21 protein-coding genes are annotated in these 19,660 nt (G+C 73.4%); 11 read left to right on the forward strand and 10 right to left on the reverse strand.

Going from position 1 to position 19,660, the window contains the following annotated elements; genetic code table 11:
* Positions 1 to 27: 27 nt before the first annotated feature.
* Positions 28 to 675, forward strand: coding sequence for an FMN-dependent NADH-azoreductase (locus NMK34_RS03835; protein ID WP_318332232.1), 648 nt, complete (start codon positions 28 to 30; stop codon positions 673 to 675).
* A gap of 80 nt (positions 676 to 755) precedes the next feature.
* Here the strand turns inward: NMK34_RS03835 and NMK34_RS03840 are convergent, their stop codons facing one another.
* The 3 genes from NMK34_RS03840 to NMK34_RS03850 form a co-directional block, all read right to left on the reverse strand.
* Positions 756 to 1,790, reverse strand: coding sequence for a 2-oxoacid:ferredoxin oxidoreductase subunit beta (locus NMK34_RS03840; RefSeq protein ID WP_318332233.1), 1,035 nt, complete (start codon positions 1,788 to 1,790; stop codon positions 756 to 758).
* The gene (locus NMK34_RS03845) at positions 1,783 to 3,630 is read right to left on the reverse strand and encodes a 2-oxoacid:acceptor oxidoreductase subunit alpha (RefSeq protein ID WP_318332234.1); all 1,848 of its coding nucleotides are present in this window, start codon (positions 3,628 to 3,630) and stop codon (positions 1,783 to 1,785) included. The genes NMK34_RS03840 and NMK34_RS03845 overlap by 8 nt, the downstream gene beginning before the upstream one ends.
* 196 nt (positions 3,631 to 3,826) lie before the next feature.
* A complete protein-coding gene (locus tag NMK34_RS03850; protein ID WP_318332235.1) occupies positions 3,827 to 5,239 on the reverse strand; it encodes a hypothetical protein in 1,413 nt (470 codons plus the stop codon).
* Positions 5,240 to 5,364: 125 nt separating this feature from the next.
* Here NMK34_RS03850 and NMK34_RS03855 point away from each other — a divergent pair, with 125 nt between their 5' ends.
* Positions 5,365 to 5,742, forward strand: a complete 378-nt coding sequence (locus tag NMK34_RS03855; RefSeq protein WP_030273665.1) for an NADH-quinone oxidoreductase subunit A — start codon at positions 5,365 to 5,367, stop codon at positions 5,740 to 5,742.
* A 3-nt stretch (positions 5,743 to 5,745) separates the two neighbouring features.
* Here NMK34_RS03855 and folP read toward each other — a convergent pair whose 3' ends face one another.
* Positions 5,746 to 6,615: a dihydropteroate synthase gene (folP, locus tag NMK34_RS03860; RefSeq protein WP_318332236.1), complete on the reverse strand. Its 870-nt coding sequence runs from the start codon at positions 6,613 to 6,615 to the stop codon at positions 5,746 to 5,748.
* Positions 6,616 to 6,767: 152 nt separating this feature from the next.
* Here folP and NMK34_RS03865 point away from each other — a divergent pair, with 152 nt between their 5' ends.
* The 5 genes from NMK34_RS03865 (at position 6,768) to NMK34_RS03885 (ending at position 10,017) form a co-directional block, all read left to right on the forward strand.
* The gene (locus NMK34_RS03865) at positions 6,768 to 7,406 is read left to right on the forward strand and encodes a DivIVA domain-containing protein (RefSeq protein WP_318332237.1); all 639 of its coding nucleotides are present in this window, start codon (positions 6,768 to 6,770) and stop codon (positions 7,404 to 7,406) included.
* Positions 7,403 to 7,903: an SRPBCC family protein gene (locus NMK34_RS03870; RefSeq protein WP_318332238.1), complete on the forward strand. Its 501-nt coding sequence runs from the start codon at positions 7,403 to 7,405 to the stop codon at positions 7,901 to 7,903. The genes NMK34_RS03865 and NMK34_RS03870 overlap by 4 nt, the downstream gene beginning before the upstream one ends.
* 51 nt (positions 7,904 to 7,954) lie before the next feature.
* The gene (locus NMK34_RS03875) at positions 7,955 to 8,539 is read left to right on the forward strand and encodes a DNA-3-methyladenine glycosylase I (protein WP_318332239.1); all 585 of its coding nucleotides are present in this window, start codon (positions 7,955 to 7,957) and stop codon (positions 8,537 to 8,539) included.
* A gap of 34 nt (positions 8,540 to 8,573) precedes the next feature.
* Positions 8,574 to 9,197: a hypothetical protein gene (locus NMK34_RS03880; protein ID WP_318332240.1), complete on the forward strand. Its 624-nt coding sequence runs from the start codon at positions 8,574 to 8,576 to the stop codon at positions 9,195 to 9,197.
* Positions 9,198 to 9,264: 67 nt separating this feature from the next.
* Positions 9,265 to 10,017: an SDR family oxidoreductase gene (locus NMK34_RS03885; protein ID WP_318332241.1), complete on the forward strand. Its 753-nt coding sequence runs from the start codon at positions 9,265 to 9,267 to the stop codon at positions 10,015 to 10,017.
* A 28-nt stretch (positions 10,018 to 10,045) separates the two neighbouring features.
* Here the strand turns inward: NMK34_RS03885 and NMK34_RS03890 are convergent, their stop codons facing one another.
* Together NMK34_RS03890 and NMK34_RS03895 are read right to left on the reverse strand one after the other, a co-directional pair.
* Positions 10,046 to 10,837, reverse strand: coding sequence for an enoyl-CoA hydratase/isomerase family protein (locus tag NMK34_RS03890; protein WP_318332242.1), 792 nt, complete (start codon positions 10,835 to 10,837; stop codon positions 10,046 to 10,048).
* A gap of 3 nt (positions 10,838 to 10,840) precedes the next feature.
* Complete coding sequence (locus NMK34_RS03895) at positions 10,841 to 11,659, reverse strand: PaaX family transcriptional regulator C-terminal domain-containing protein (protein ID WP_318332243.1); 819 nt, start codon at positions 11,657 to 11,659, stop codon at positions 10,841 to 10,843.
* A 190-nt stretch (positions 11,660 to 11,849) separates the two neighbouring features.
* On the opposite strand from NMK34_RS03895, the gene NMK34_RS03900 reads away from it, so the two are divergent.
* Positions 11,850 to 12,017 (forward strand): DUF3117 domain-containing protein, encoded by a 168-nt coding sequence (locus tag NMK34_RS03900; protein ID WP_013283866.1) that lies wholly within the window; start codon positions 11,850 to 11,852, stop codon positions 12,015 to 12,017.
* A 145-nt stretch (positions 12,018 to 12,162) separates the two neighbouring features.
* A complete protein-coding gene (locus tag NMK34_RS03905; RefSeq protein ID WP_318332244.1) occupies positions 12,163 to 13,671 on the forward strand; it encodes a leucyl aminopeptidase family protein in 1,509 nt (502 codons plus the stop codon).
* A 10-nt stretch (positions 13,672 to 13,681) separates the two neighbouring features.
* Here NMK34_RS03905 and NMK34_RS03910 read toward each other — a convergent pair whose 3' ends face one another.
* A complete protein-coding gene (locus NMK34_RS03910) occupies positions 13,682 to 14,332 on the reverse strand; it encodes an O-methyltransferase (RefSeq protein ID WP_082171245.1) in 651 nt (216 codons plus the stop codon).
* 212 nt (positions 14,333 to 14,544) lie between these two features.
* Between NMK34_RS03910 and NMK34_RS03915 the strand changes: the two genes are divergently transcribed.
* Entirely contained in the window at positions 14,545 to 15,849 is a 1,305-nt protein-coding gene (locus tag NMK34_RS03915; RefSeq protein ID WP_318332245.1) for a S1C family serine protease, read from the forward strand.
* Between the two features lie 72 nt (positions 15,850 to 15,921).
* Positions 15,922 to 16,338 carry a preprotein translocase subunit TatB gene (locus tag NMK34_RS03920; RefSeq protein ID WP_318332246.1) on the forward strand — a complete coding sequence of 139 codons (417 nt, stop codon included), beginning with the start codon at positions 15,922 to 15,924 and terminating at the stop codon, positions 16,336 to 16,338.
* 190 nt (positions 16,339 to 16,528) lie between these two features.
* Here NMK34_RS03920 and NMK34_RS03925 read toward each other — a convergent pair whose 3' ends face one another.
* From NMK34_RS03925 to NMK34_RS03935, 3 genes are all read right to left on the reverse strand, one after another.
* The gene (locus NMK34_RS03925; protein ID WP_318332247.1) at positions 16,529 to 17,677 is read right to left on the reverse strand and encodes an Mrp/NBP35 family ATP-binding protein; all 1,149 of its coding nucleotides are present in this window, start codon (positions 17,675 to 17,677) and stop codon (positions 16,529 to 16,531) included.
* Between the two features lie 73 nt (positions 17,678 to 17,750).
* Positions 17,751 to 18,359 (reverse strand): DUF1003 domain-containing protein, encoded by a 609-nt coding sequence (locus tag NMK34_RS03930; RefSeq protein ID WP_318332248.1) that lies wholly within the window; start codon positions 18,357 to 18,359, stop codon positions 17,751 to 17,753.
* Entirely contained in the window at positions 18,352 to 19,638 is a 1,287-nt protein-coding gene (locus NMK34_RS03935) for a magnesium transporter MgtE N-terminal domain-containing protein (protein WP_318332249.1), read from the reverse strand. The genes NMK34_RS03930 and NMK34_RS03935 overlap by 8 nt, the downstream gene beginning before the upstream one ends.
* Positions 19,639 to 19,660: the final 22 nt, after the last annotated feature.

Consider the following 19,660-nt stretch of genomic DNA (forward strand, 5'->3'; position numbering starts at 1 on the left):
CGCGAACGATCGATGGAGGAGGAAGAAATGGCTCACCTGTTGCACATCGACTCGAGCATCACCGGGGAGCGGTCGGTCAGCCGGCGGCTCACCTCGCGCGCCGCCGCCGCGTGGCGCGCCGCCCACCCGGACGGCACCGTCACCTACCGCGACCTTGGTCGGAACCCCCTTCCGCACCTCGACACGGCGAGCGGCCTCGCGCGCATGGTGCCGCCGGATCAGCACACGCCCGAGCAGCAGGCGTCCTGGCGGCTGACCGAGGAGGTGGTGGCCGAGGTGAAGCAGGCCGACACCGTCCTGCTCGGGCTCCCGCTCTACAACTACGGCCCGCCCAGCAGCGTGAAGTCCTGGGTCGACCACCTGATCGCCCCCGGCATCGCGTACGACCCGGTCACGAACGCCGGGCTGCTCGGCGACCGCCAGTTCGTCGTCCTGGTCAGCCGCGGTGGCGGGTACGGCCCGGGCACCCCGCGGGAGGGCTGGGACCACGCCGAGCCGTGGCTGCCGCACGGTTTGTCCCTGACCGGCCTGGAGCCGCGGTTCATCTGCGCCGAGCTGACCCTGGCCCCGGTCAACCCGGCCATGGCCGAGCTGATCCCGCTGTTCGAGCAGAGCCTCGCCGCGGCCGAGCGGGCCGTCGACGAGCTGTGGGTGCCCGCCTCGGCGGCCGCCTGACCGGGCCGGCACACACGCGAAGGGCGGGCCGTTCCGCGGGGGAACGGCCCGCCCTTCGGCATGACGGGGTCAGCGGCGGATCAGAGGATCGTCCAGGTGTCGCCGCTGCCGAGCAGCGCGGCGAGCTGCTGCTCCGGGGTCTTGTCGACGGTGGCCTTTGCGGCCGCGACCTGCTCCTGCACCACGCTGTCGTAGGAGGGGCGGCCGACCGACCGGAACACCCCGATCGGGGTGTTGCTCAGGTCCAGGCCGGGCAGGCGGGACAGCGCGAACGCGTACGCCGGGTCGGCCACGCCCGCGTCGTGCACCACGATCTCCTCGGCCGGGGTGTTCGCGGTCTCCCGGACCTCCAGCCCGAAACCGCCCGGCGGGTGGACGACGCAGAACTGCCCGTCCTTGCCGAACGTGATCGGCTGCCCGTGCTCCAGCCGGATCAGGAAGTCGTCCCGGGTGGCCGGCTCCTTCAGCGGGTCGAACGCGCCGTCGTTGAAGATGTTGCAGTTCTGGTAGATCTCCACGAACGCCGAACCCTCGTGCTGGGCGGCGGCCCGCAGCACCGACTGGAGGTGCTTGCGGTCCGAGTCGATCGTCCGGGCAACGAACGTGGCCTCGGCGCCGAGCGCCAGCGACAGCGGGTTGAACGGGGCGTCCGCCGAGCCGGCAGGCGTCGACTTGGTGATCTTGCCGACCTCGGAGGTGGGCGAGTACTGGCCCTTGGTGAGCCCGTAGATCCGGTTGTTGAACAGCAGGATCTTCAGGTTCACGTTGCGGCGCAGCGCGTGGATCAGGTGGTTGCCGCCGATGGAGAGCGCGTCGCCGTCACCGGTGACCACCCAGACCGACAGGTCCGGCCGGGACACCGACAGGCCGGTGGCGATCGCCGGGGCGCGGCCGTGGATCGAGTGCATGCCGTACGTGTTCATGTAGTACGGGAAACGCGACGAGCAGCCGATGCCCGAGACGAAGACGATGTTCTCCCGGGGGATGTTCAGCTCCGGCATGAAGCCCTGCACGGCCGCCAGGATGGCGTAGTCGCCGCAACCGGGGCACCAGCGCACCTCCTGGTCGGACTTGAAGTCCTTGGCGGTGAGCTTGAGGGCGACGGGCTCAGACATTCTTCAGGACCTCTTCCAGCATCGTCTCCAGCTCGGCGGCGGTGAACGGCAGGCCGCGGACCTGGTTGTAGCCGATCGCGTCGACCAGGTACTTCGCCCGGATCACGTGGGCGAGCTGGCCGAGGTTCATCTCCGGCACGACCACCTTGTCGTAGCGGCCCAGCACCTCGCCGAGGTTGGCCGGCATCGGGGCCAGGTGCCGCAGGTGGGCCTGGGCCACCGAGAGCCCGCGCTGGCGCAGGCCACGGCAGGCCGCGCCGATCGGCCCGTACGTCGAGCCCCAGCCCAGCACCAGCACCCGGGCGTCACCGTCCGGGTCCTCCACCTCGACGTCGGGCACCGGGATGGTCTCGATGCGGGCCGCCCGGGTCCGCACCATGAAGTCGTGGTTCGCCGGGTCGTACGAGATGTCGCCGGTCTTGTCGGCCTTCTCCAAGCCGCCGATCCGGTGCTCCAGACCGGCCGTGCCGGGCACCGCCCACGGGCGGGCCAGCGTCTGCGGATCCCGCAGGTACGGCAGGAACGTGGTGCCGTCCTCGCCGTTGGGCTTCGTGGCGAACTCGACCCGCAGGTCGGGCAGCGACTCGACGTCGGGCAGCAGCCACGGCTCGGAGCCGTTGGCGACGTAGTTGTCCGACAGCAGGATCACCGGGGTGCGGTAGGTCAGCGCGATCCGGGCCGCCTCCAGCGCCGCGTGGAAGCAGTCCGACGGCGACTTCGGCGCGATCACCGCAACCGGGGCCTCGCCGTGCCGGCCGTACAGGGCCATGTTCAGGTCGGCCTGCTCGGTCTTCGTGGGCATGCCGGTGGACGGACCGGCCCGCTGCACGTCGACGATGACCAGCGGCAGCTCCAGCGCCACCGCCAGGGAGATCGTCTCGCTCTTGAGCGCCACGCCCGGACCGCTCGTGGTGGTCACACCGAGCGAGCCGCCGTACGACGCGCCCAGCGCCGCGCCGACCGCGGCGATCTCGTCCTCGGCCTGCATGGTGACCACGCCGAACTTCTTGTGCTTGCTCAGCTCGTGCAGGATGTCCGAGGCCGGCGTGATCGGGTACGCGCCGAGGAACACCGGCAGCCCGGAGCGCACCCCGGCGGCCACCAGGCCCAGCGACAGCGCCGCGTTGCCGGTGATGTTCCGGTAGGTGCCCGGCAGCATCTTGGCCGGCTTGACCTCGTACCGGACGGAGAAGTCCTCGGTGGTCTCGCCGAAGTTCCAGCCGGCCCGGAACGCCGCCACGTTCGCCGCCACCAGCTCGGGGCGGGCCGCGAACTTGCGCTCCAGGAAGCGCAGCGTGGACTCGTACGGGCGGGAGTACATCCAGCTCAGCAGCCCGAGCGCGAACATGTTCTTGGCCCGCTCGGCGTCCTTCTTGGACACGTCGTGCTCGGCCAGCGCCCCGATCGTCATCGAGGTGAGCGCCACCGGGTGCACCGCGTACCCGGCGAGCGAGTCGTCGTCGAGCGGGCTGGCCGCGTAGCCCACCTTGGCCAGGTTGCGCCGGGTGAACTCGTCGGTGTTGACGATGATGTCCGCCCCGCGCGGCAGGTCGGCCAGGTTGGCCTTCAGCGCGGCCGGGTTCATCGCCACCAGCACGTTCGGCGCGTCACCCGGGGTCAGGATGTCGTAGTCGGCGAAGTGCACCTGGAAGCTCGACACGCCGGGCAGGGTCCCGGCGGGAGCGCGGATCTCGGCGGGGAAGTTGGGCAACGTGGAGATGTCGTTGCCCAGCTGCGCCGTCTCCGAGGTGAACCGGTCGCCGGTGAGCTGCATGCCGTCGCCGGAGTCACCGGCGAACCGGATGACCACCCGGTCCAGTTGACGGATCTGCTTGGTCACACCCGCACCTCGCTTAACTGAGCGCCGTCGCCCTCGCCGGCCCGGCCCGCTCCGATTCTCACGTCAGAGCCTACGTCGCCACGTTAGGGCCACCTTGGTCGAGGTCCGACGTATGGGACTGGATCGGGCCGCTGTATGCCCTGCTTTGCAGCGTTTAGTACCTGGGCCCGTAACCCAGATCACCACATATCCATGATCACCGGTCGGTGATCGGACGCTCCGGCACGGTGATGTCGCTGCGGCGGCGCAGCGAACGGGTCGCCAGCGTCAGCGCGAGCACGACCAGGAGACCGGACACGGCGATGAGCGCGATGGCGGTCCCCCGGACCGAGGAGTCGTCGCGGTCCCGTTCGCCGGCGGCGACGAGCACGCCCTGCGAACCGGTCGGAGCCGGCGCCCCACCGGGCGGGACGGCGTCCGCCGCCGCCGCGCTGATCCGGAAGCTCATCTGCACCTGCCGGTCCCGCCCGCTACGCGGATCCAGCCGGCCGATCACCGCGCCGGACAGCGGCGCCCGACGCTGCGCCTCCGCCGAGGCGGCGAGCGTCAGCCGTACGGTGGCGGTCCGCCCGGCCGCCAGCACGCCCAGCTCGCAGCGGGTCCGGTCGGCCGACACCGGGGCGCAGCCGCTCTCGGTGCCGGCCACGGTCACCCCTTCGGGCAGGAGCACCTCGATCCGGCCCGCGGCGTCGACCTTGCCGGTGTTGCCGAGCCGGACGGTGAGCGTGCTGGGGGCGCCGCTGATGTCGAACAGCACCTCGTCGGCGCGCAGCGAGATGCCGGGCACCGGTGGCCCGGGCGGGAACAGCACCGCGAAGCCCTCGTCGTCGTACGCCGCGCCGGTCACACCGGGCGCGACGGCGGTGACCTGGACCGATCCGGCCAGCGGCATGGTCCGCCAGGCGTCGCCGTCGACCCGGACCCGGATGGTCGCGCTGAACCGGGCACCCGGCTCGGCGTCCCACCCGACGCAGCGGTGGTTGCCGTCGCCGGCCGGCTCGCAACCCGGGTTGCCCGCGTCGGTCAGCCCCGGCGGCAGCGTGTAGCCGAGGCTGATCCGCTCCGCCCGTCCGCCCGTGTTGGCCACCGTCACCCGCAGCGTGGCCACCGTGGCGTCGGCGTTCCAGTAGGCCGGCGGGAGGACCACGTCCTCGGTGGTCACGCGTACCCCCAGGGGCCCGCCGGCCGGCTGCGGCGGTGGTGGCGGCGGGGTCTTGACCGGCGGCACGACCGGCGGGGGCGCCGGTGCCGTGGTGGCCGGCGCGGCGGTCGTCGGCGCCGGTTCGGCGGGAGCGCTCGTCGGCGGCGGGGCCGGCGAGGTGGTGACCGGCGCCGGGGGCGTGGTCGGAGGCGGCGGCGGTTCGGTGGGCGGCGGGGCCGTCGCGGTGGCCGTCGGCTCGCCGGTGGGCGCGGGCTCGGTCGGCTCGCCGCCGGGGTCGCCGCCCGGCTCGACGGGCTCGATCACCCGGAGCGCGGCGGCCGGTCCCGGGTGAGCGACGGCCCCGGCCGGCGCCATCGCCACCAGCGCCGCGACGAGCGCGGGCGCCAGGAGCGCGAGGGTACGACGGAGCGCGACCCGCCGAACGGGCGCAACGCGGGGGCGGGGCATCTGTCCTCCGGGACGATCAATGAGATCCCATTATTCGGTGATACTTGCCATCAAGCACTAGTCCTGCGAGGAAACGAATTCGTAACGTGTCCGGGACATCTGGACGGGACCGGTACGCTCCGGTCGTGACCGGATATCTCGGCTCGTACGCCACGCTCGGTCTGCTGCTGCTCGCCGCCGTGCTCTTCTTCGTGACGGCGTTCTCGGCGAACCGGGTGTTACGCCCGAGCCGGCCGGCCGAGCCGTGGGGCAAGCGGGCCTCGTACGAGTGCGGTCTCGACCCGGTCGGCGGCGACTGGGCCCAGATGCAGATCCGTTACTACGTCTACGCGTATCTCTACGTGCTCTTCGCGGTCGAGGCGGTGTTCCTGTTCCCGTGGGCGCTGGTCTTCGACCGGCCCGGCTTCGGCGCCACCACGGTCGTGGAGATGGGCGTCTTCGTCGCGATCGTCGCGCTCGGCATCCTCTACGCCTGGCGGCGTGGCGTCCTGCGCTGGACCTGACCGCTAGGCCAGCCCTCGCCGGGTCGCCGCCGGCGGCCGGTCGCCTCGGATCGACGCCACCATGTCCAGCACCCGGCGGGTCTCGCGGACCTGGTGGGCGCGGAACACCCGGGCGCCGAGCCAGGCCGAGACCGCCGTGGCGGCGAGCGTGCCCTCCAAGCGCTCGGGCACCGGCAGGTCGAGCGTCTCGCCGATGAAGTCCTTGTTCGACAGGGCCACCAGCAGCGGCCAGCCGGTGTCGGTCAGCTCCGCCAGCCGCCTGGTGATCTCCAGCGAGTGCCGGGTGTTCTTGCCGAAGTCGTGCGCCGGGTCGATCAGGATGCCGTCCCGGCGCACACCCAGCCCCGCCGCGCGTTCGGCCAGCCCGGTGACGGTGCCCACCACGTCGGCCACCACGTCGTCGAAGGCGGCCCGGTGCGGCCGGGTACGCGGGGCGAGCCCGCCCGCGTGCGAGCAGACCAGTCCGGCGCCGGTCGCCGCGGCGACCCGGGCCAGCGCCGGGTCCGCCCCCGACCAGGTGTCGTTCAGCAGGTCCGCGCCGGCCGCCACCGCCTCCACGGCCACCTCGGCCCGCCAGGTGTCGATGGAGATGACCACATCCGGGAAGGCGGACCGGACCGCCGCGATCGTGTCCACCGTCCGCCGGATCTCCTCGGCCACGTCCACCTCGTCGCCCGGTCCGGCCTTCACCCCGCCGATGTCGATGATCTCCGCGCCCTCGCTTACCGCGCGTTCCACCGCGCGCAGCGCGCTGTCCTGGGCGAAGGTGGCACCCCGGTCGAAGAACGAGTCCGGCGTGCGGTTGACGATCGCCATCACCACCAGCTCACCGGGGGTGAACGTCCGTCCGCCAAGCCGCAACGCCCCGGTCATGCCCGCCTCCTCGCCGCCGGACCGCACCGGCCGGTCCGACGCTATCCGGTCCCGCCCGCGCCGCCCGTGCCGGTCCTGTGCGCCGGACGCATTTACCGACCGGACGTCCCGGAGGGCTCGCCCGATCCCGGCCCGCATGCCACGATCTGTGCATGGGTGAGGTTCTGCTCCTCTTGGTCGTCGCGCTGACCGTCGCGGCTGTGGTGTTCGGGGTGACGGTGCTGGTCTCCGGCAAGGATCCGGGCCTCACACCGGCCGAGCCGGACGGGCGGGCCGTGCCCCTGCCCGGCAGCCGCCCGCTCGACGAGTCGGACGTGTCCGACGTCCGCTTCGACACGGCGCTGCGCGGCTACCGGATGAGCCAGGTCGACGCGGCACTGCGCCGGGCGGCGTACGACATCGGCTACAAGACCGAGTTGATCGGCGTCCTGGAGGCCGAGAACGCGGCCCTGCGGGACGGCCGTACCGAGGACGCCGACGCGCTGCGCCGGGCGCGCGAGGAGGCGGCGGCGACCCGACCCGAGACCGAGCCGGCGCCCGGCCCGTCCACCGCCGAGCCGGCGGTGATCGACCTGTCCGCGCCGGAGCAGCCGGCCCGGGCCGACACCGACCGGCAGCCGGGCCGGACCGACGCCGACGCGCAGCCGGGACGCGCCCCGGCCGAGGCGGGCGTGGCGGAGGCTCCCGCCGCGGCGGCGACCGAGGACACCGTCTCCCCGGCGAACGGGATCGCGGCCGGGCCGGCCGACGACCGGGAGCGCGGTCCGGTGGTCCGCTCGGAGTCGGCGTGACCGGCGCCGGCCGGCCGGCCGACGACTTCGCCGAGGCGTCCCGCCGGGGCGCCGCCGAGGTCACCGCCACGGTGATCGTCGAGGCGCCGGCCGACCGGGTGTTCGCCGCGCTCACCGCGTGGGAGCGGCAGTCGGACTGGATCCCGCTGACCCGGGTCCGGGTGGTCGAGGGCGACGGCGGCGAGGGCAGCCTGGTCGAGGCGGTCACCGCGCTGGGCCCGGCCGTGCTCCGCGACGAGATGCGTGTGGTCCGGGTCGACGCGCCGTACGAGGTCGGGGTGGTGCACTGCGGCAAGCTGCTGCGCGGCCCCGGCGTGCTGCGCTGCACCCCGATGGACCGCGACCGCACGCAGGTGGTCTGGCACGAGTGGTTCCACCTGCCGGGCGGGAAGGCCGGCCGGGTGGCGTGGCCGGTGCTCTGGCCCGGCTCGAAGTTCAGCCTGACCCAGGCGCTGAAGAAGTTCGCCCGGCTGGTCGAGCAGGGCCGCCTGCCCTGACCGGCGGTCGGCGCGGCGGGGCTGTCGGTGGCCCGGCCTATCGTGGACGCCGTGACTGACCTGGTGACCGGCGCGGACGGGCTGCCGCGCTGTGCGTGGGGGGCGAGCACCCCCGACTACGCCGTCTACCACGACGAGGAGTGGGGCCGGCCGCTGCGCGGTGACGACGCGCTCTACGAGCGGCTGACGCTGGAGGCGTTCCAGTCCGGCCTGTCCTGGCTGACCATCCTGCGCAAACGGCAGGCGTTCCGGGACGCCTTCGCCGGCTTCCGGATCGAGTCGGTGGCCCGCTACGGCGAGGCCGACGTGACCCGGCTGATGGCCGACGCCGGCATCGTCCGCAACCGGGCCAAGATCGATGCGGCGATCGCCAACGCCCGGGCCGCGTCGGAGCTGCCCGAGGGCCTCTCCGCGCTGCTCTGGTCGTTCGCGCCCCCGCCCCGGGCCGCGCGTCCCCGGTCCTTCGCCGAGGTGCCGGCCACCAGCCCCGAGTCCGTGGCGATGGCCAAGACGCTCAAGAAGCGGGGCTTCCGGTTCGTCGGCCCCACGACCGCCTACGCGCTGATGCAGGCCACCGGCATGGTCGACGACCACCTGGCCGACTGCCACGTGAGCGGTGACCGGGCCGGGGTGTGACGGAGCGCCACCTCCGGCGTGATGGGATTGGGGCATGACCGACACCGAGCCGCGTACGAGCGGGACGACAGACGGTGCGACCACTACCGGGGCCTGGGCGGTGCTGCTGCCCGCCGAGCGCTTCGAGGCCGAGCGGCTGGTGCACCACGACCTGCTGGAGCTGACCGGGCTGTCCGAGGCGGCCCGCCCCCGGCCCGGCGACCGGGTGGCGGTGCTGGTCGACGAGCCGCTGCGGCTGGTCGCGCTCGGCCGGGTCGCGCCCGCGTCGTCCGAGACCGCCGAGGACCCGGACGATCCGCAGTCCGACGCGGTGGCCGGGCCGCTCGTGGTCACGTACACCCGGCGGGTGCTCGACGAGCCGGTGCCGGTCGACGGCCCGGCGCCGGACGGACCGGTTGCGGCGCTCGACCCGGCCCGCTGGCGGTCGCTGGCCGACCGGCTCGGCCCGCCACCCGCCCGCAGCACCTGGCTGGTCAGCCTGGACCTGCCGATCGAGGCCGCGTCGCGCGCCGAGGCGGTCCGGATCTTCTGGTCCTACGTGCAGGAGCTGGGCCCGCGGGAGCTGCCGGCGTTCGTCTCGCCGTACGGCGACGAGCTGGCCATGCAGGCGTTCGTACTGGGCGTCGAGGCCAACCAGGATCCGGAAGAGGACGACTGACCCCCCGCCACGGGCGGTAGCGTCCGGGGCAGGGGCCGGCGCCGGCCGGCGTGGTGGAGGGGGTGCCATGCGGTTCCGGGACAAGGTCGTGCTGGTGACCGGTGGGGCGTCCGGCCTGGGCGAGGCGACGGCACGCCGGTTCGCCGCCGAGGGCGCCAAGCTGGTGATCGCCGACATCAACACCGAGGGCGCCGAGCGGGTGGCGGCGAGCCTGCCGGACGCGCTCGCGGTGACCGTGGACACCGGCGACGCCACCTCGGTCGAGCGCGGCATCGCCGAGGCGGTCAGCCGGTACGGCCGGCTCGACGTCGTCTTCAACAACGCCGGCATCGACGGGCAGCAGCAGGCGCTGCACGAGATGGACCTGGCGAACTGGGAGAAGGTGCGCCGGATCAACGGCGACGGGGTGTTCTACGTGCTGCGGTACGCCATCGACGCGATGCTGCGTACCGGCGGCGGCGCGATCGTCAACACCTCGTCCACTGCCGGGCTGACCGCGCAGGACAACATCTCGCCGTACACGTTCACCAAGGCCGGCATCGTCGGGCTGACCCGTTCCGCGGCGGTCGAGTACGCCGCCCGGGGGATTCGGGTCAACGCGGTCGCCCCGACCGTGGTGATGACCCCGCTCGTGGAGCACTTCATCGAGAACGCGCCGGACCCGGAGCAGATGCGCCGGCAGATGGAGTCGTTCAACCCGAAGCCCGGCATCCCCACCGCTGACGACGTGGCGGGCGTGGTCCTGTTCCTCGCCTCCGACGACGCGGCCTGGGTCACCGGGCACACCATCCCGATCGATGGCGGCTACGTGGCCCGCTGAGCGGGTGCGCGGCGCGTTCCCGGTGCGGTCAGCGTCCCTCGAAGACCGGCTTCTGCTTGGCGACGAACGCCATCGTCGCGGCCCGGTGGTCGGCGGTGGCGCCGCAGATCGCCTGCGCCTGCGCCTCGGCGGCCAGCGCGTCGGCGAGCGTGCCCGCGTCGGCGATGGAGAGCTGGCGCTTGATCGCCCCGTACGCAACGGTCGGCCCGGCGGCGAGCCGGGCGGCCAGATCCTGCGCGGTCGGGAGCACCTGCTCGTCGTCGTCCACCAGCTTGGTCAGCAGGCCCAGCCGGCAGGCGTCGTCGGCGCCGACCGGCTCGGCGAGCATCAGCAGCTCGACGGCCTTGGCGTGGCCGACCAGCCGGGGCAGCGTCCAGGACGCGCCGGTGTCGGCGGCGAGCCCCACGCCGGCGAACGCCATCAGGAACCGGGTCTTCGGGCCGCCGATGCGGAAGTCGGCCAGGAACGCCAGCGAGGCGCCGGCCCCGGCGGCCATCCCACGCACCGCGGCGACGACCGGCTTGGGCAGGTTGGCCAGCCGGGCGGCGATCGGGTTGTAGTGCGCCCGCACCGTGCCCAGCGGGTCGGCGTCCGAGGCCTCCAGCGTCCGCACGTGCTCGCGCAGGTCCTGCCCGGCGCTGAACGAGCCGCCCGCGCCGGCGAGCACGACCGCCCGGCAGGACCTGTCGGTCTCCAGCTCGGCCAGCGTGTCCCGGAGCGCCTCCTTGAGCGCCACGTCGAGCGAGTTCATCGCCGTGGGGCGGTTCAGCGTCAGGGTGACGACGGCGTCGGTGCGGTCGACGAGCAGCGGCTCGGTCACGTTCTAACGACCCTTCTGTCGGGCGAGGCGGTTGCCGGCGTCGAGGCACTGCTCGACGTACCGGTCGGCGGCCGGCCGGAGCCGGGCCGCGTGCCGGTCGAAGAAACTGGCCGCGCTGGTGCCGGGCCAGCGCTCGGGCAGCAGTGCCGGGGGCAGTTGCGGATCCCGGAACAGGAACGTACGCCACGCGTGCACGAGCCGGAACCGGGCCGCGTACGCGTCCTCGTCGCTGCTGCGCACCGTGACGCCGGAGAGCAGCGGCTTCTGCTCGGACACGAAGCGCTCGTACGCCCGTCCGATCTCGGCCAGGTCCCACGCGCGGCGGACCACGCCCATCGCGCCCGGGGTGCCGGCCGCGTGCGCGGCGGTGAACCGCTCGTAGCGCACGCCCGCCTCGTCGAGCAGCAGGTCGACGTCCTCACCCGGGCGGGTGGCCACCCAGGTGCAGTCGTCGAGCGTGCCGTACCCGAGGAAGGCGAGGTTCGCGGCGAGCCGCTGCCGGTCCCGGCGGGAGGAGGGCGCGGTGAGCACCAGGAGATCGAACCGCCCGTCCCAGCTGTGCCGTCCGGTCCGGTAGATCCGGGACGCCGCCTCGTCGAGTCGACGAGCCGCCTTCGGGGTGATCGAATATCCCGGTCCGGACGCGAGCCGGAGTGGTTCCAGCCAGCCCTGACGGACCATCCGGGAGACCGCGGTGCGTACCGCCGGTGGGGCGATCCCGAGCGGGGCGAGCAGCTTGACCAGGGCGGCGACGGGTGCGCGGCCACCCCGGGCCCGGAGGTGGTCGCCGTACAGGTCGAAGAGTGCCGACCGTGCCTGCATGACCGCACATTGTGACAGGCCTATCCAAGATAAGCTAGATGCTGTTACATCAATGCTGCTTCGGTTTGGGTCCGGCGGTGTTCATCAGGGAAAATCGTTGGTCGAGCCTTCCGCGATGGTTGCGGATGGCGATGGCGAAGTGGCTGTGGGGCAACTCACCGACCCTGGTGTAGGTCTGAGGGGAGACAACATGGCGGCGATGAAGCCGCGGACGGGCGACGGTCCGCTGGAAGTCACCAAGGAGGGCCGGGGCATCGTCATGCGAGTCCCGCTGGAGGGTGGTGGCCGGCTCGTCGTCGAGATGACTCCCGACGAGGCCACCGCGCTCGGTGACGCGCTGAAGGCGGCCGCGGGCTGATTCGAGGAGTGTCCCGCACGGCGTCCGCCGTGCGGGCGGTTCGTCCTACCCTGAGCCACCGGCGTGCCCGGTGGCTCAGGGTCTTTCCTCGGCGGGCGCGTCGTGAAATGTGCCTGTTCAACCCATCTCGGAGGTACGGTCCAGCGTGCTGGTCATTCGTCTGGTGAGTGGGCCCGCGGGGCCCGACGCTCTCGTCCTGCCCGTCCGTCCCGGAGGGCCGGGCTCCCCGGACTCGCCGGGCTCCCTGACCTCGCCGGACTCCACCGCCTCGCCCGAACCCGGACTGGTCCCGACCGCCGTGCCGATCGGCGACGACGTCCGGGCCGAGGCCGCCGCCGTACTCCCCGCCACCCGGCTCACCGGCGCGGCCGGTGAGGTACGCGAGCACCTGCGCCCCGGTGGCTCCCCGGCGCGGCTGTGGCTGCTCGGCGTCGGCGACGGCGACGAGCGCGACTGGCGTACCGCAGGCGCGGCCCTGGCCCGCGCGGCGAAGGATGAGACGCAGATCACCATCGCGCTTCCCGCCGACGCGACGGCGGCGCTGCGGGGCCTCGCCGAGGGGCTGCTGCTCGGCTCGTACCGCTTCCGCCTCACCGAGGCCGGCAAGCGGCCCGCCCTGGCCGAGGTGTCGGTGCTCGTCGACGACCCGGACGCGCTCGCCGGCACGCTCGACGCCGCCCGGGCCACCGCCGAGACGACGCGGCTCGCCCGGGACCTGACGAACATGCCCTCGTCCACCAAGAACCCGGAGTGGTTCGCCGCCCAGGTGGCCGAGGCCACGTCCGGGCGCCCCGGCCTGCACCTGCGGGTACGCGGCCCGGAGGAACTGGCGGCCGAGGGCTTCGGCGGTCTGCTGGCCGTCGGCGGCGGCTCCGCGAGCGGCCCGCGCCTGGTGGAGCTGGACTGGCGGCCCGAGGGCGCGCGGACCCACGTGGTGCTCGTCGGCAAGGGCATCACGTTCGACACCGGCGGCATCTCGATCAAGCCGGTGCCGGCCATGAAGCTCATGCGCAAGGACATGGCCGGCGCCGCCGCGGTGATCGCCGCGACGCTCGGCGCCGCCGACCTGGGCCTGCCGGTCCGGGTCACCACGCTCGCCCCGCTCGCCGAGAACTCGGTCAGCGGCTCGGCGTTCCGCCCCGGCGACGTGATCCGGCACTACGGCGGGCTGACCAGCGAGAGCACCAACTCCGACGCCGAGGGCCGGCTGGTGCTCGCCGACGCGCTGGCGTACGCGGTCCGCGAGCTGAAGCCCGACCTGCTGATCGACCTGGCGACGCTGACCGGCGCGAACGCCGTCGCCCTGGGCAAGCGGCACGCCGCGCTCTACAGCGAGAACGACGCGCTCGCGGCCGGCCTGCTCGACGCGATCACCGCAGCCGGCGAGCGGGCCTGGCGGATGCCGCTCGCCGACGACTACGTGGAATACCTGGCCAGCGAGATCGCCGACCTGCACAGCTCCCCGGCGCAGGGCGCCGGCTCGGTGGTCGCCGCGCTGTTCCTGCGGGAGTTCACCGGCGACCTGCGGGACCGGTGGGCGCACCTGGACATGTCCGCGCCGTCGTGGTCCGACGACACGCACGGCGAACTGGTCAAGGGCGCCACCGGCTGGGGTGTGCGCGGGCTGCTGCGCTGGCTGGCGACGCTGGGCTGAGCCGGCCTGGTCAGGCCTTCACGGCGGCGAGCAGGCCGTGGCCGACCGGCAGCAGCGCGGGCACCCAGTGCTCCGACTCGCGGATCGCCTTGATGGTCTCCCGCACGGTGACCGTCTCGGCGTCCCGCGCGGCCGGGTCGCCGATCCGGCCGGCCGCCAGCGCGCCGTTGAGTGCCAGCACCCCGCCGGGTCGCAGCAGCCGCAGCGCCGCGTCCACGTACGCGGCGAAGCCGGTCGCCACCGCGTCCACGAAGACCAGGTCGTAGGCACCGTCCGCGAGCCGCGGCAGCACGTCGAGGGCCCGCCCGGTGATGATCCGGGTACGCCCCGACGGAAAGCCCGCCTCCTGGAACAGCCGCCGGGCGATGCGCTGGTATTCGACCTCGACGTCGATCGTGGTGAGCACACCGTCGGGGCGCATGCCGCGCAGCAGCCACACGCCGCTCACCCCGGTGCCGGTGCCGATCTCCACCACCGCCCGGGCGTTGCCGGCGGCGGCGAGCAGCCGCAGCGCGGCACCCGACCCGGGCGTGACCGCCTCCACCCCCACCTCGTGGGCGAGGGCGCGGGCCGTGCGCAGCACGAGATCCTCGGTGACGAAAGACTCGGCGAAGTGGAGCGCCTGGGCCGTCGAACTGCCGTGACCGGCGACCGTGGCGATGGGACACCTCCGAGGGGCGGACTGGTGCGAGGGGCGGTATGCACTGTGAGCGTAGAGGCGGGCCGGTAGCGGCGCAGCCGCGAGTCCGCGGTGGAGTGCTCACGGAGGGCAACCCCTGACCCCGTTCGCGTCATCCGTGTAATCCTGGATGGGTCCCGCGCGTCACTGTCGTCCGGCTCCGTCGGCCGCCGGCGCGGGGCCAGCGGGACGGAGTGGGAGGCACCGACGTGACCGACGGCTGGGACTGGCGGCGGCCCGGCGGATCGCCGGTGCCGGGTGGGCCGGCGTCCGGACGACCGCCGCAGGACGCGTCGGGTCAGACGGCGTCGCCGTGGTGGTCCGACGCGCTGGCCGATCCGTGGCGGGATCCGTACGCGCCCGCCGCCGTGGTGGTCCCGGCGGCGCCGGCACCGGGTGCGGGGGAGCCGGAACCGGTCACCGACCCGGACCTGCCGGCCCGGCCGGGGATACGCCAGGTGGTTCTGATCTCCCTGGTCACGGCCCTGCTGGCCGGTTCGCTGGGCAGCGCCCTGACGTACGCCTTCCTGCGCGGCGGTGACGTGCCGACGATCGGCGCGCAGTCCGGGCAGGCCCCGGCACTGGCCCAGCGCAAGCCCGAGTCGCTGGCCGGGGTGGCCGAGCGGGTTCTGCCCAGCGTGGTCACCATCCGGGTGGTCAGCCTCGGCGGCACCAGCGAGGGCTCCGGCTTCGTGGTGACCAGCGAGGGCCACATCGTCACCAACGACCACGTGGTCGCCGACGGCCCCGGCAAGGCCACCGTCGTGTTCAACGACGGCAGCACCGCCGCCGGCACCGTGGTCGGGCAGGATCCGGAGTCGGACCTCGCCGTGATCAAGGTCTCGCGCAGCGGGCTGACCCCGGTGCAGTTCGGCGACTCCGACGCGCTCGCCGTCGGTGACCCGGTGCTCGCCATCGGGTCGCCGTTGTCGCTCGCCAACACCGTCACCGCCGGCATCGTGAGCGCGCTGGACCGGACCATGCAGGCCGGCGAGCCGGGCGGGCCGACCCGCTACTACGCGGCGATCCAGACCGACGCCGCCGTCAACCACGGCAACTCCGGCGGCCCGCTGGTGGACGGCGCCGGGCGGGTGGTCGGCGTGAACTCGACGATCAAGTCGCTGGTGGCCGACGGGCAGGAGGCGGGCAACATCGGCCTCGCCTTCGCCATCCCGATCAACCAGGCGAAGCGGATCACCGAGGACATCATCGGCACCGGCAAGGCCCGGCGTACGGTGATCGGCGCCCAGGTGGGCGGCACCGGCGCCACCGGCGGCGGGGTACGCCTCAACGCGGTCGAGCCGGCCGGCCCGGCGGCGGCGGCCGGACTGCGCACCGGGGACGTGGTGCTCCGGCTGGACGGCCATCCGATGACCGATCCGACCGACCTGGTGGCCCTGGTGCGCAAGTACGCGCCCGGTTCGGTGGTGACAGTCGAGTACCGGCGCGGGTCGGCGCGGCAGAACGCGTCGGTGACGCTCGCCGCGGATGCGAAGTGAGGACCCGTCACCCCCTCCCCGATGGTCACCTGACGTGCGTAGTCTGGCCCTGACACGGACGAGGAGGCCGCGGTGTTCGAGAACCTGAACTGGTGGGAGATCGGCGTCCTGCTGCTCCTGGCGCTGTTGATCTTCGGCGATCGGCTGCCCAACGTGATCAGCGACGGCCTCCGCATGGTCCGCAACCTGCGCAACATGGCGCGCAACGCGACCGGTGACCTGAGCCGCGAGCTGGGTACGGACATCCAGCTGGAGGATCTGCACCCCAAGGCGTTCATCCGCAAGCATCTGCTCAGCGAGGAAGACGAGCAGGCGATCCGCAAGCCGCTCCAGGGCATGTACGACAACCTGCGCTCGGACGTCACAGGTGTGCACGACGAGCTGAAGGACGTCGCCAAGGCCGCCGACCTGCGTACCCCGAGGGTGGCGACCAGCACCCCCACCCCCGCGCCGCCGGCCCCCCGCCCGTCCTACGACGACGCCACCTGATCGCGCGCCCTCCCGCTGATCGCGCCGTCGATCATGAAGTTGACGGCGCGACACGCCGCCCCGGCGACCGCCAACCTCATGATCGACCCCGGGGACGGGGGCGGGGACGGGGGCGGGGACGGGGACGGGACCGCCCCCTCCCGCGTCGGCGGGAAGGGGCGGTGGGGAGCGGTGGGAGCGGAGGTGGGATCTAGCGGCCTGCCGGCTTGAGGCCCAGGGGCTTGCCGAGCAGCGACTCGCGGCGCACGGCCAGGCGGTCGGCGACCTCGAACAGGGCCTTCGCGGCAGGGGCGTCCGGCTGCGCCAGCACGATCGGCTGACCGGCGTCGCCACCCTCGCGGACCCGGGTGTCCAGCGGGATCTGCCCCAGCACCGGCACCTGCGCGCCGATCGTGCGGGTCAGCGACTCGGCCACCGCCGCGCCGCCACCGGCCCCGAAGACCTCCATCCGGGAGCCGTCCGGCATCTCCAGCCAGGACATGTTCTCGATCACGCCGACCACCCGCTGGTGGGTCTGCAGCGAGATCGCGCCGGCCCGCTCGGCCACCTCGGCGGCGGCTGCCTGCGGCGTGGTGACGACGAGGATCTCCGCGTTCGGCAGCAACTGGGCCACCGAGATCGCGATGTCGCCGGTGCCCGGCGGCAGGTCGAGCAGGAGGACGTCCAGGTCACCCCAGTAGACGTCGGCGAGGAACTGCTGAAGGGCCCGGTGCAGCATCGGCCCGCGCCAGACCACTGCGGCGTTGCCGGGGGTGAACATGCCGATCGAGATGACCTTCACGCCGTGCGACTGCGGCGGCATGATCATGTCTTCGACGCGGGTCGGCGCACCGTCGGCGCCGAGCATCCGGGGCACCGAGTGGCCGTAGATGTCCGCGTCCACCACGCCCACCGACAGGCCCCGCGAGGCCAGCGCGGCGGCCAGGTTGACGGTGACGCTGGACTTGCCGACACCGCCCTTGCCGCTGGCGACCGCGTAGACGCGGGTCCGCGAGCCGGGCTGGGCGAACGGGATCACCGGCTCGGCCGTGGCACCGCCGCCGCGCAGCTTCGACTGGAGCTCCTGGCGCTGCTCCGGGCTCATCACACCGAAGGTGATCTCGACACCGCTCACGCCGGGCACGGCGGCCACAGCGGCGGTGATGTCACTGCGCAGCTTGTCCTTCAGCGGGCAGCCGGCCACGGTGAGCAGCAGCTCCACCCGGACCACGCCGTCCTCGCCACACTCGGCGGACTGGACCATGCCGAGTTCGGTGATCGGCCGGCGGATCTCCGGGTCGTTGACGGTGGCCAGGGCGGCCTGGATCGCGTCGGAGACGGTGCTGACGGGTGCTGACATGCCCGCAATGCTACGTCGCGGGTCATCGGCCACCGCCGCTGGCGGGGGCGGTGTGAGCGATTCGATGGCCGGGTCAGCCCTCGTAGCGGCCGTCCCGCGCGTAGTCGCCGTCCAGCTCGTCCCGGGGCTCGTCCAGCGGCTCGCCGCCGCCGATCCGGCGGCCCTCCCGCTCCTGCTGCCGCCGCTCCAGCTTGCGCCGCCGCTCGGCCGCCTCGTCCAGCTCCTCACCCAGCCGGGTCAGCTCCGAGCGCAGGAAGTCCCGGGTCGCCACGTCACCCATCGCGATCCGCAGCGCGGCTATCTCCCGGGCCAGGTACTCCGTGTCGGCCTTCTGCAGCGTGGCCCGCCGCCGGTCCTCGTCCAGCGCGATCCGGTCCCGGTCCGCCTGCCGGTTCTGCGCGAGCAGGATCAGCGGCGCCGCGTACGACGCCTGCAACGACAGGATCAAGGTCAGGAACGTGAAGGTGTACGGGTCGAAGCGCAGACTCGCCGGCGCCAGCGTGTTCCACAGGAACCAGGCCACCAGGATGAGCGTCATGTAGACGAGGAAGTTCGCCGTACCCATGCCCCGGGCGATGCCCTCGGCCCAGCGGCCGAACGTCTCCGCGTCGATCCGCGGCAGGTGCAGGCTCCGCGGGGCACGCGGCTGGTCGAGCCGGTCGCCGCGTCGCTGATCACTCATCGTCGCCGTCCAGGGTGCCGTCGTCGGTGGCGGACGAGGTGGAGGCCGCGTCCCGGTCCCGCCAGTCGCGCGGCAGGGAGTGGTCCAGCACGTCGTCCACGGTCACCGCGCCGACCAGCCGGTTGTTCCGGTCCACCACCGGCATGCCGACCATGTCGTACGTGGCCATCCGGCGGGTGATCTCGGGCAGCGGGGTCGACGTGCGCAGCGGGTCGATGTCGTTCACCACGATGCCGCCGAGCAGGTCGGCCGGCGGTTCGCGGAGCAACCGCTGGAAGTGCACCATACCCAGGTAGCGGCCGGTCGGCGTGGTCAGCGGGGCACGGGCCACGAAGACCTGGGCCGCCACCGCGGGCGACAGTTGAGCCTCCCGGATCCGGGCCAGCGCCTCGGCCACCGTGGCGTCCGGCGGGAGGATCACCGGCTCCGAGGTCATCACGCTGCCGGCGGTGCCGGAGGCGTAGCGCAGCAACTGACGTACCGGGTCGGCCTCGTCCGGCTCCATCAGGTCCAGCAGCACGTCCTGCTCCGGCGGGGGCAGCTCGTTGAGCAGGTCGGCCGCGTCGTCCGGCTCCATCTCCTCCAGCACGTCGGCGGCGCGCTGGCGGTCCAGCGCGGCCAGGATCTCCACCTGGTCGCGCTCGGGCAGCTCGCTCAGCACGTCGGCGAGGCGTTCGTCGTCGAGCGCGGCGGCCACCTCGTTGCGCCGGGCGTCGGGCAGATCCTGGAGGGCGTTCGCCAGGTCGGCCGGGCGCATGTCCTCCAGGACGGCGAGCAGGTTCGCCGTACCCCGGTTGTCGCCGACCGCGCCCAGCCCGCGGACCCGGTCCCAGTCGACCTGGTGGAGGTGGCCGCGGCGGGTGAGCCGGCCGGTGTGCTCGCGCACGGCGACGCGGCTCAGCGCCCACTCGCCGCCGCGGCTGGACTCCATCGCCACGTCCACCACCGAGCCGGCCTGCCCGCTGTCGAGCTGGACCCGGCGGTCCAGCAGTTCCTGGAGCACCAGCAGCTCGTTCGGGCGCTTCTCGAAGCGACGCAGGTTGAGCGTGCCGCTGCCGAGCACCACCGCGTCCGTGTCGATGGAGGTGATCCGGTTGATGGACAGGAAGATGCGCCGCCGCATCGGCATCTCGGCGACCAGACCGACCACCTCCGGCGGTCGCTGGGTCGCCCGCATCCGGGCCACCGCGTCGCGGACGCGGCCGACCTGGTCGCCGTTCGGGTCGAAAACGGCGACTCCGGCGAGTCGAGCGAGGTAGACCCGGTTCGGCGTGCTCACGGCCACCAGCCTAAGGGCCTAG

This window comes from Micromonospora sp. BRA006-A, from assembly GCF_033433935.1.
Taxonomy (GTDB): Bacteria; Actinomycetota; Actinomycetes; order Mycobacteriales; family Micromonosporaceae; genus Micromonospora; species Micromonospora aurantiaca.

Bases quoted from the DNA above. Each gene is read 5' to 3' on its own strand.
- NMK34_RS03900 (WP_013283866.1), top strand. From the start codon at position 11,850: ATGGCGGCGATGAAGCCGCGGACGGGCGACGGTCCGCTGGAAGTCACC.
- NMK34_RS03865 (WP_318332237.1), top strand. From the start codon at position 6,768: ATGGGTGAGGTTCTGCTCCTCTTGGTCGTCGCGCTGACCGTCGCGGCT.
- folP (WP_318332236.1), bottom strand. From the start codon at position 6,615: ATGACCGGGGCGTTGCGGCTTGGCGGACGGACGTTCACCCCCGGTGAG.
- NMK34_RS03925 (WP_318332247.1), bottom strand. From the start codon at position 17,677: ATGTCAGCACCCGTCAGCACCGTCTCCGACGCGATCCAGGCCGCCCTG.
- NMK34_RS03880 (WP_318332240.1), top strand. From the start codon at position 8,574: ATGACCGACACCGAGCCGCGTACGAGCGGGACGACAGACGGTGCGACC.
- NMK34_RS03885 (WP_318332241.1), top strand. From the start codon at position 9,265: ATGCGGTTCCGGGACAAGGTCGTGCTGGTGACCGGTGGGGCGTCCGGC.
- NMK34_RS03835 (WP_318332232.1), top strand. From the start codon at position 28: ATGGCTCACCTGTTGCACATCGACTCGAGCATCACCGGGGAGCGGTCG.
- NMK34_RS03930 (WP_318332248.1), bottom strand. From the start codon at position 18,359: ATGAGTGATCAGCGACGCGGCGACCGGCTCGACCAGCCGCGTGCCCCG.
- NMK34_RS03895 (WP_318332243.1), bottom strand. From the start codon at position 11,659: ATGCAGGCACGGTCGGCACTCTTCGACCTGTACGGCGACCACCTCCGG.
- NMK34_RS03840 (WP_318332233.1), bottom strand. From the start codon at position 1,790: ATGTCTGAGCCCGTCGCCCTCAAGCTCACCGCCAAGGACTTCAAGTCC.
- NMK34_RS03850 (WP_318332235.1), bottom strand. From the start codon at position 5,239: ATGCCCCGCCCCCGCGTTGCGCCCGTTCGGCGGGTCGCGCTCCGTCGT.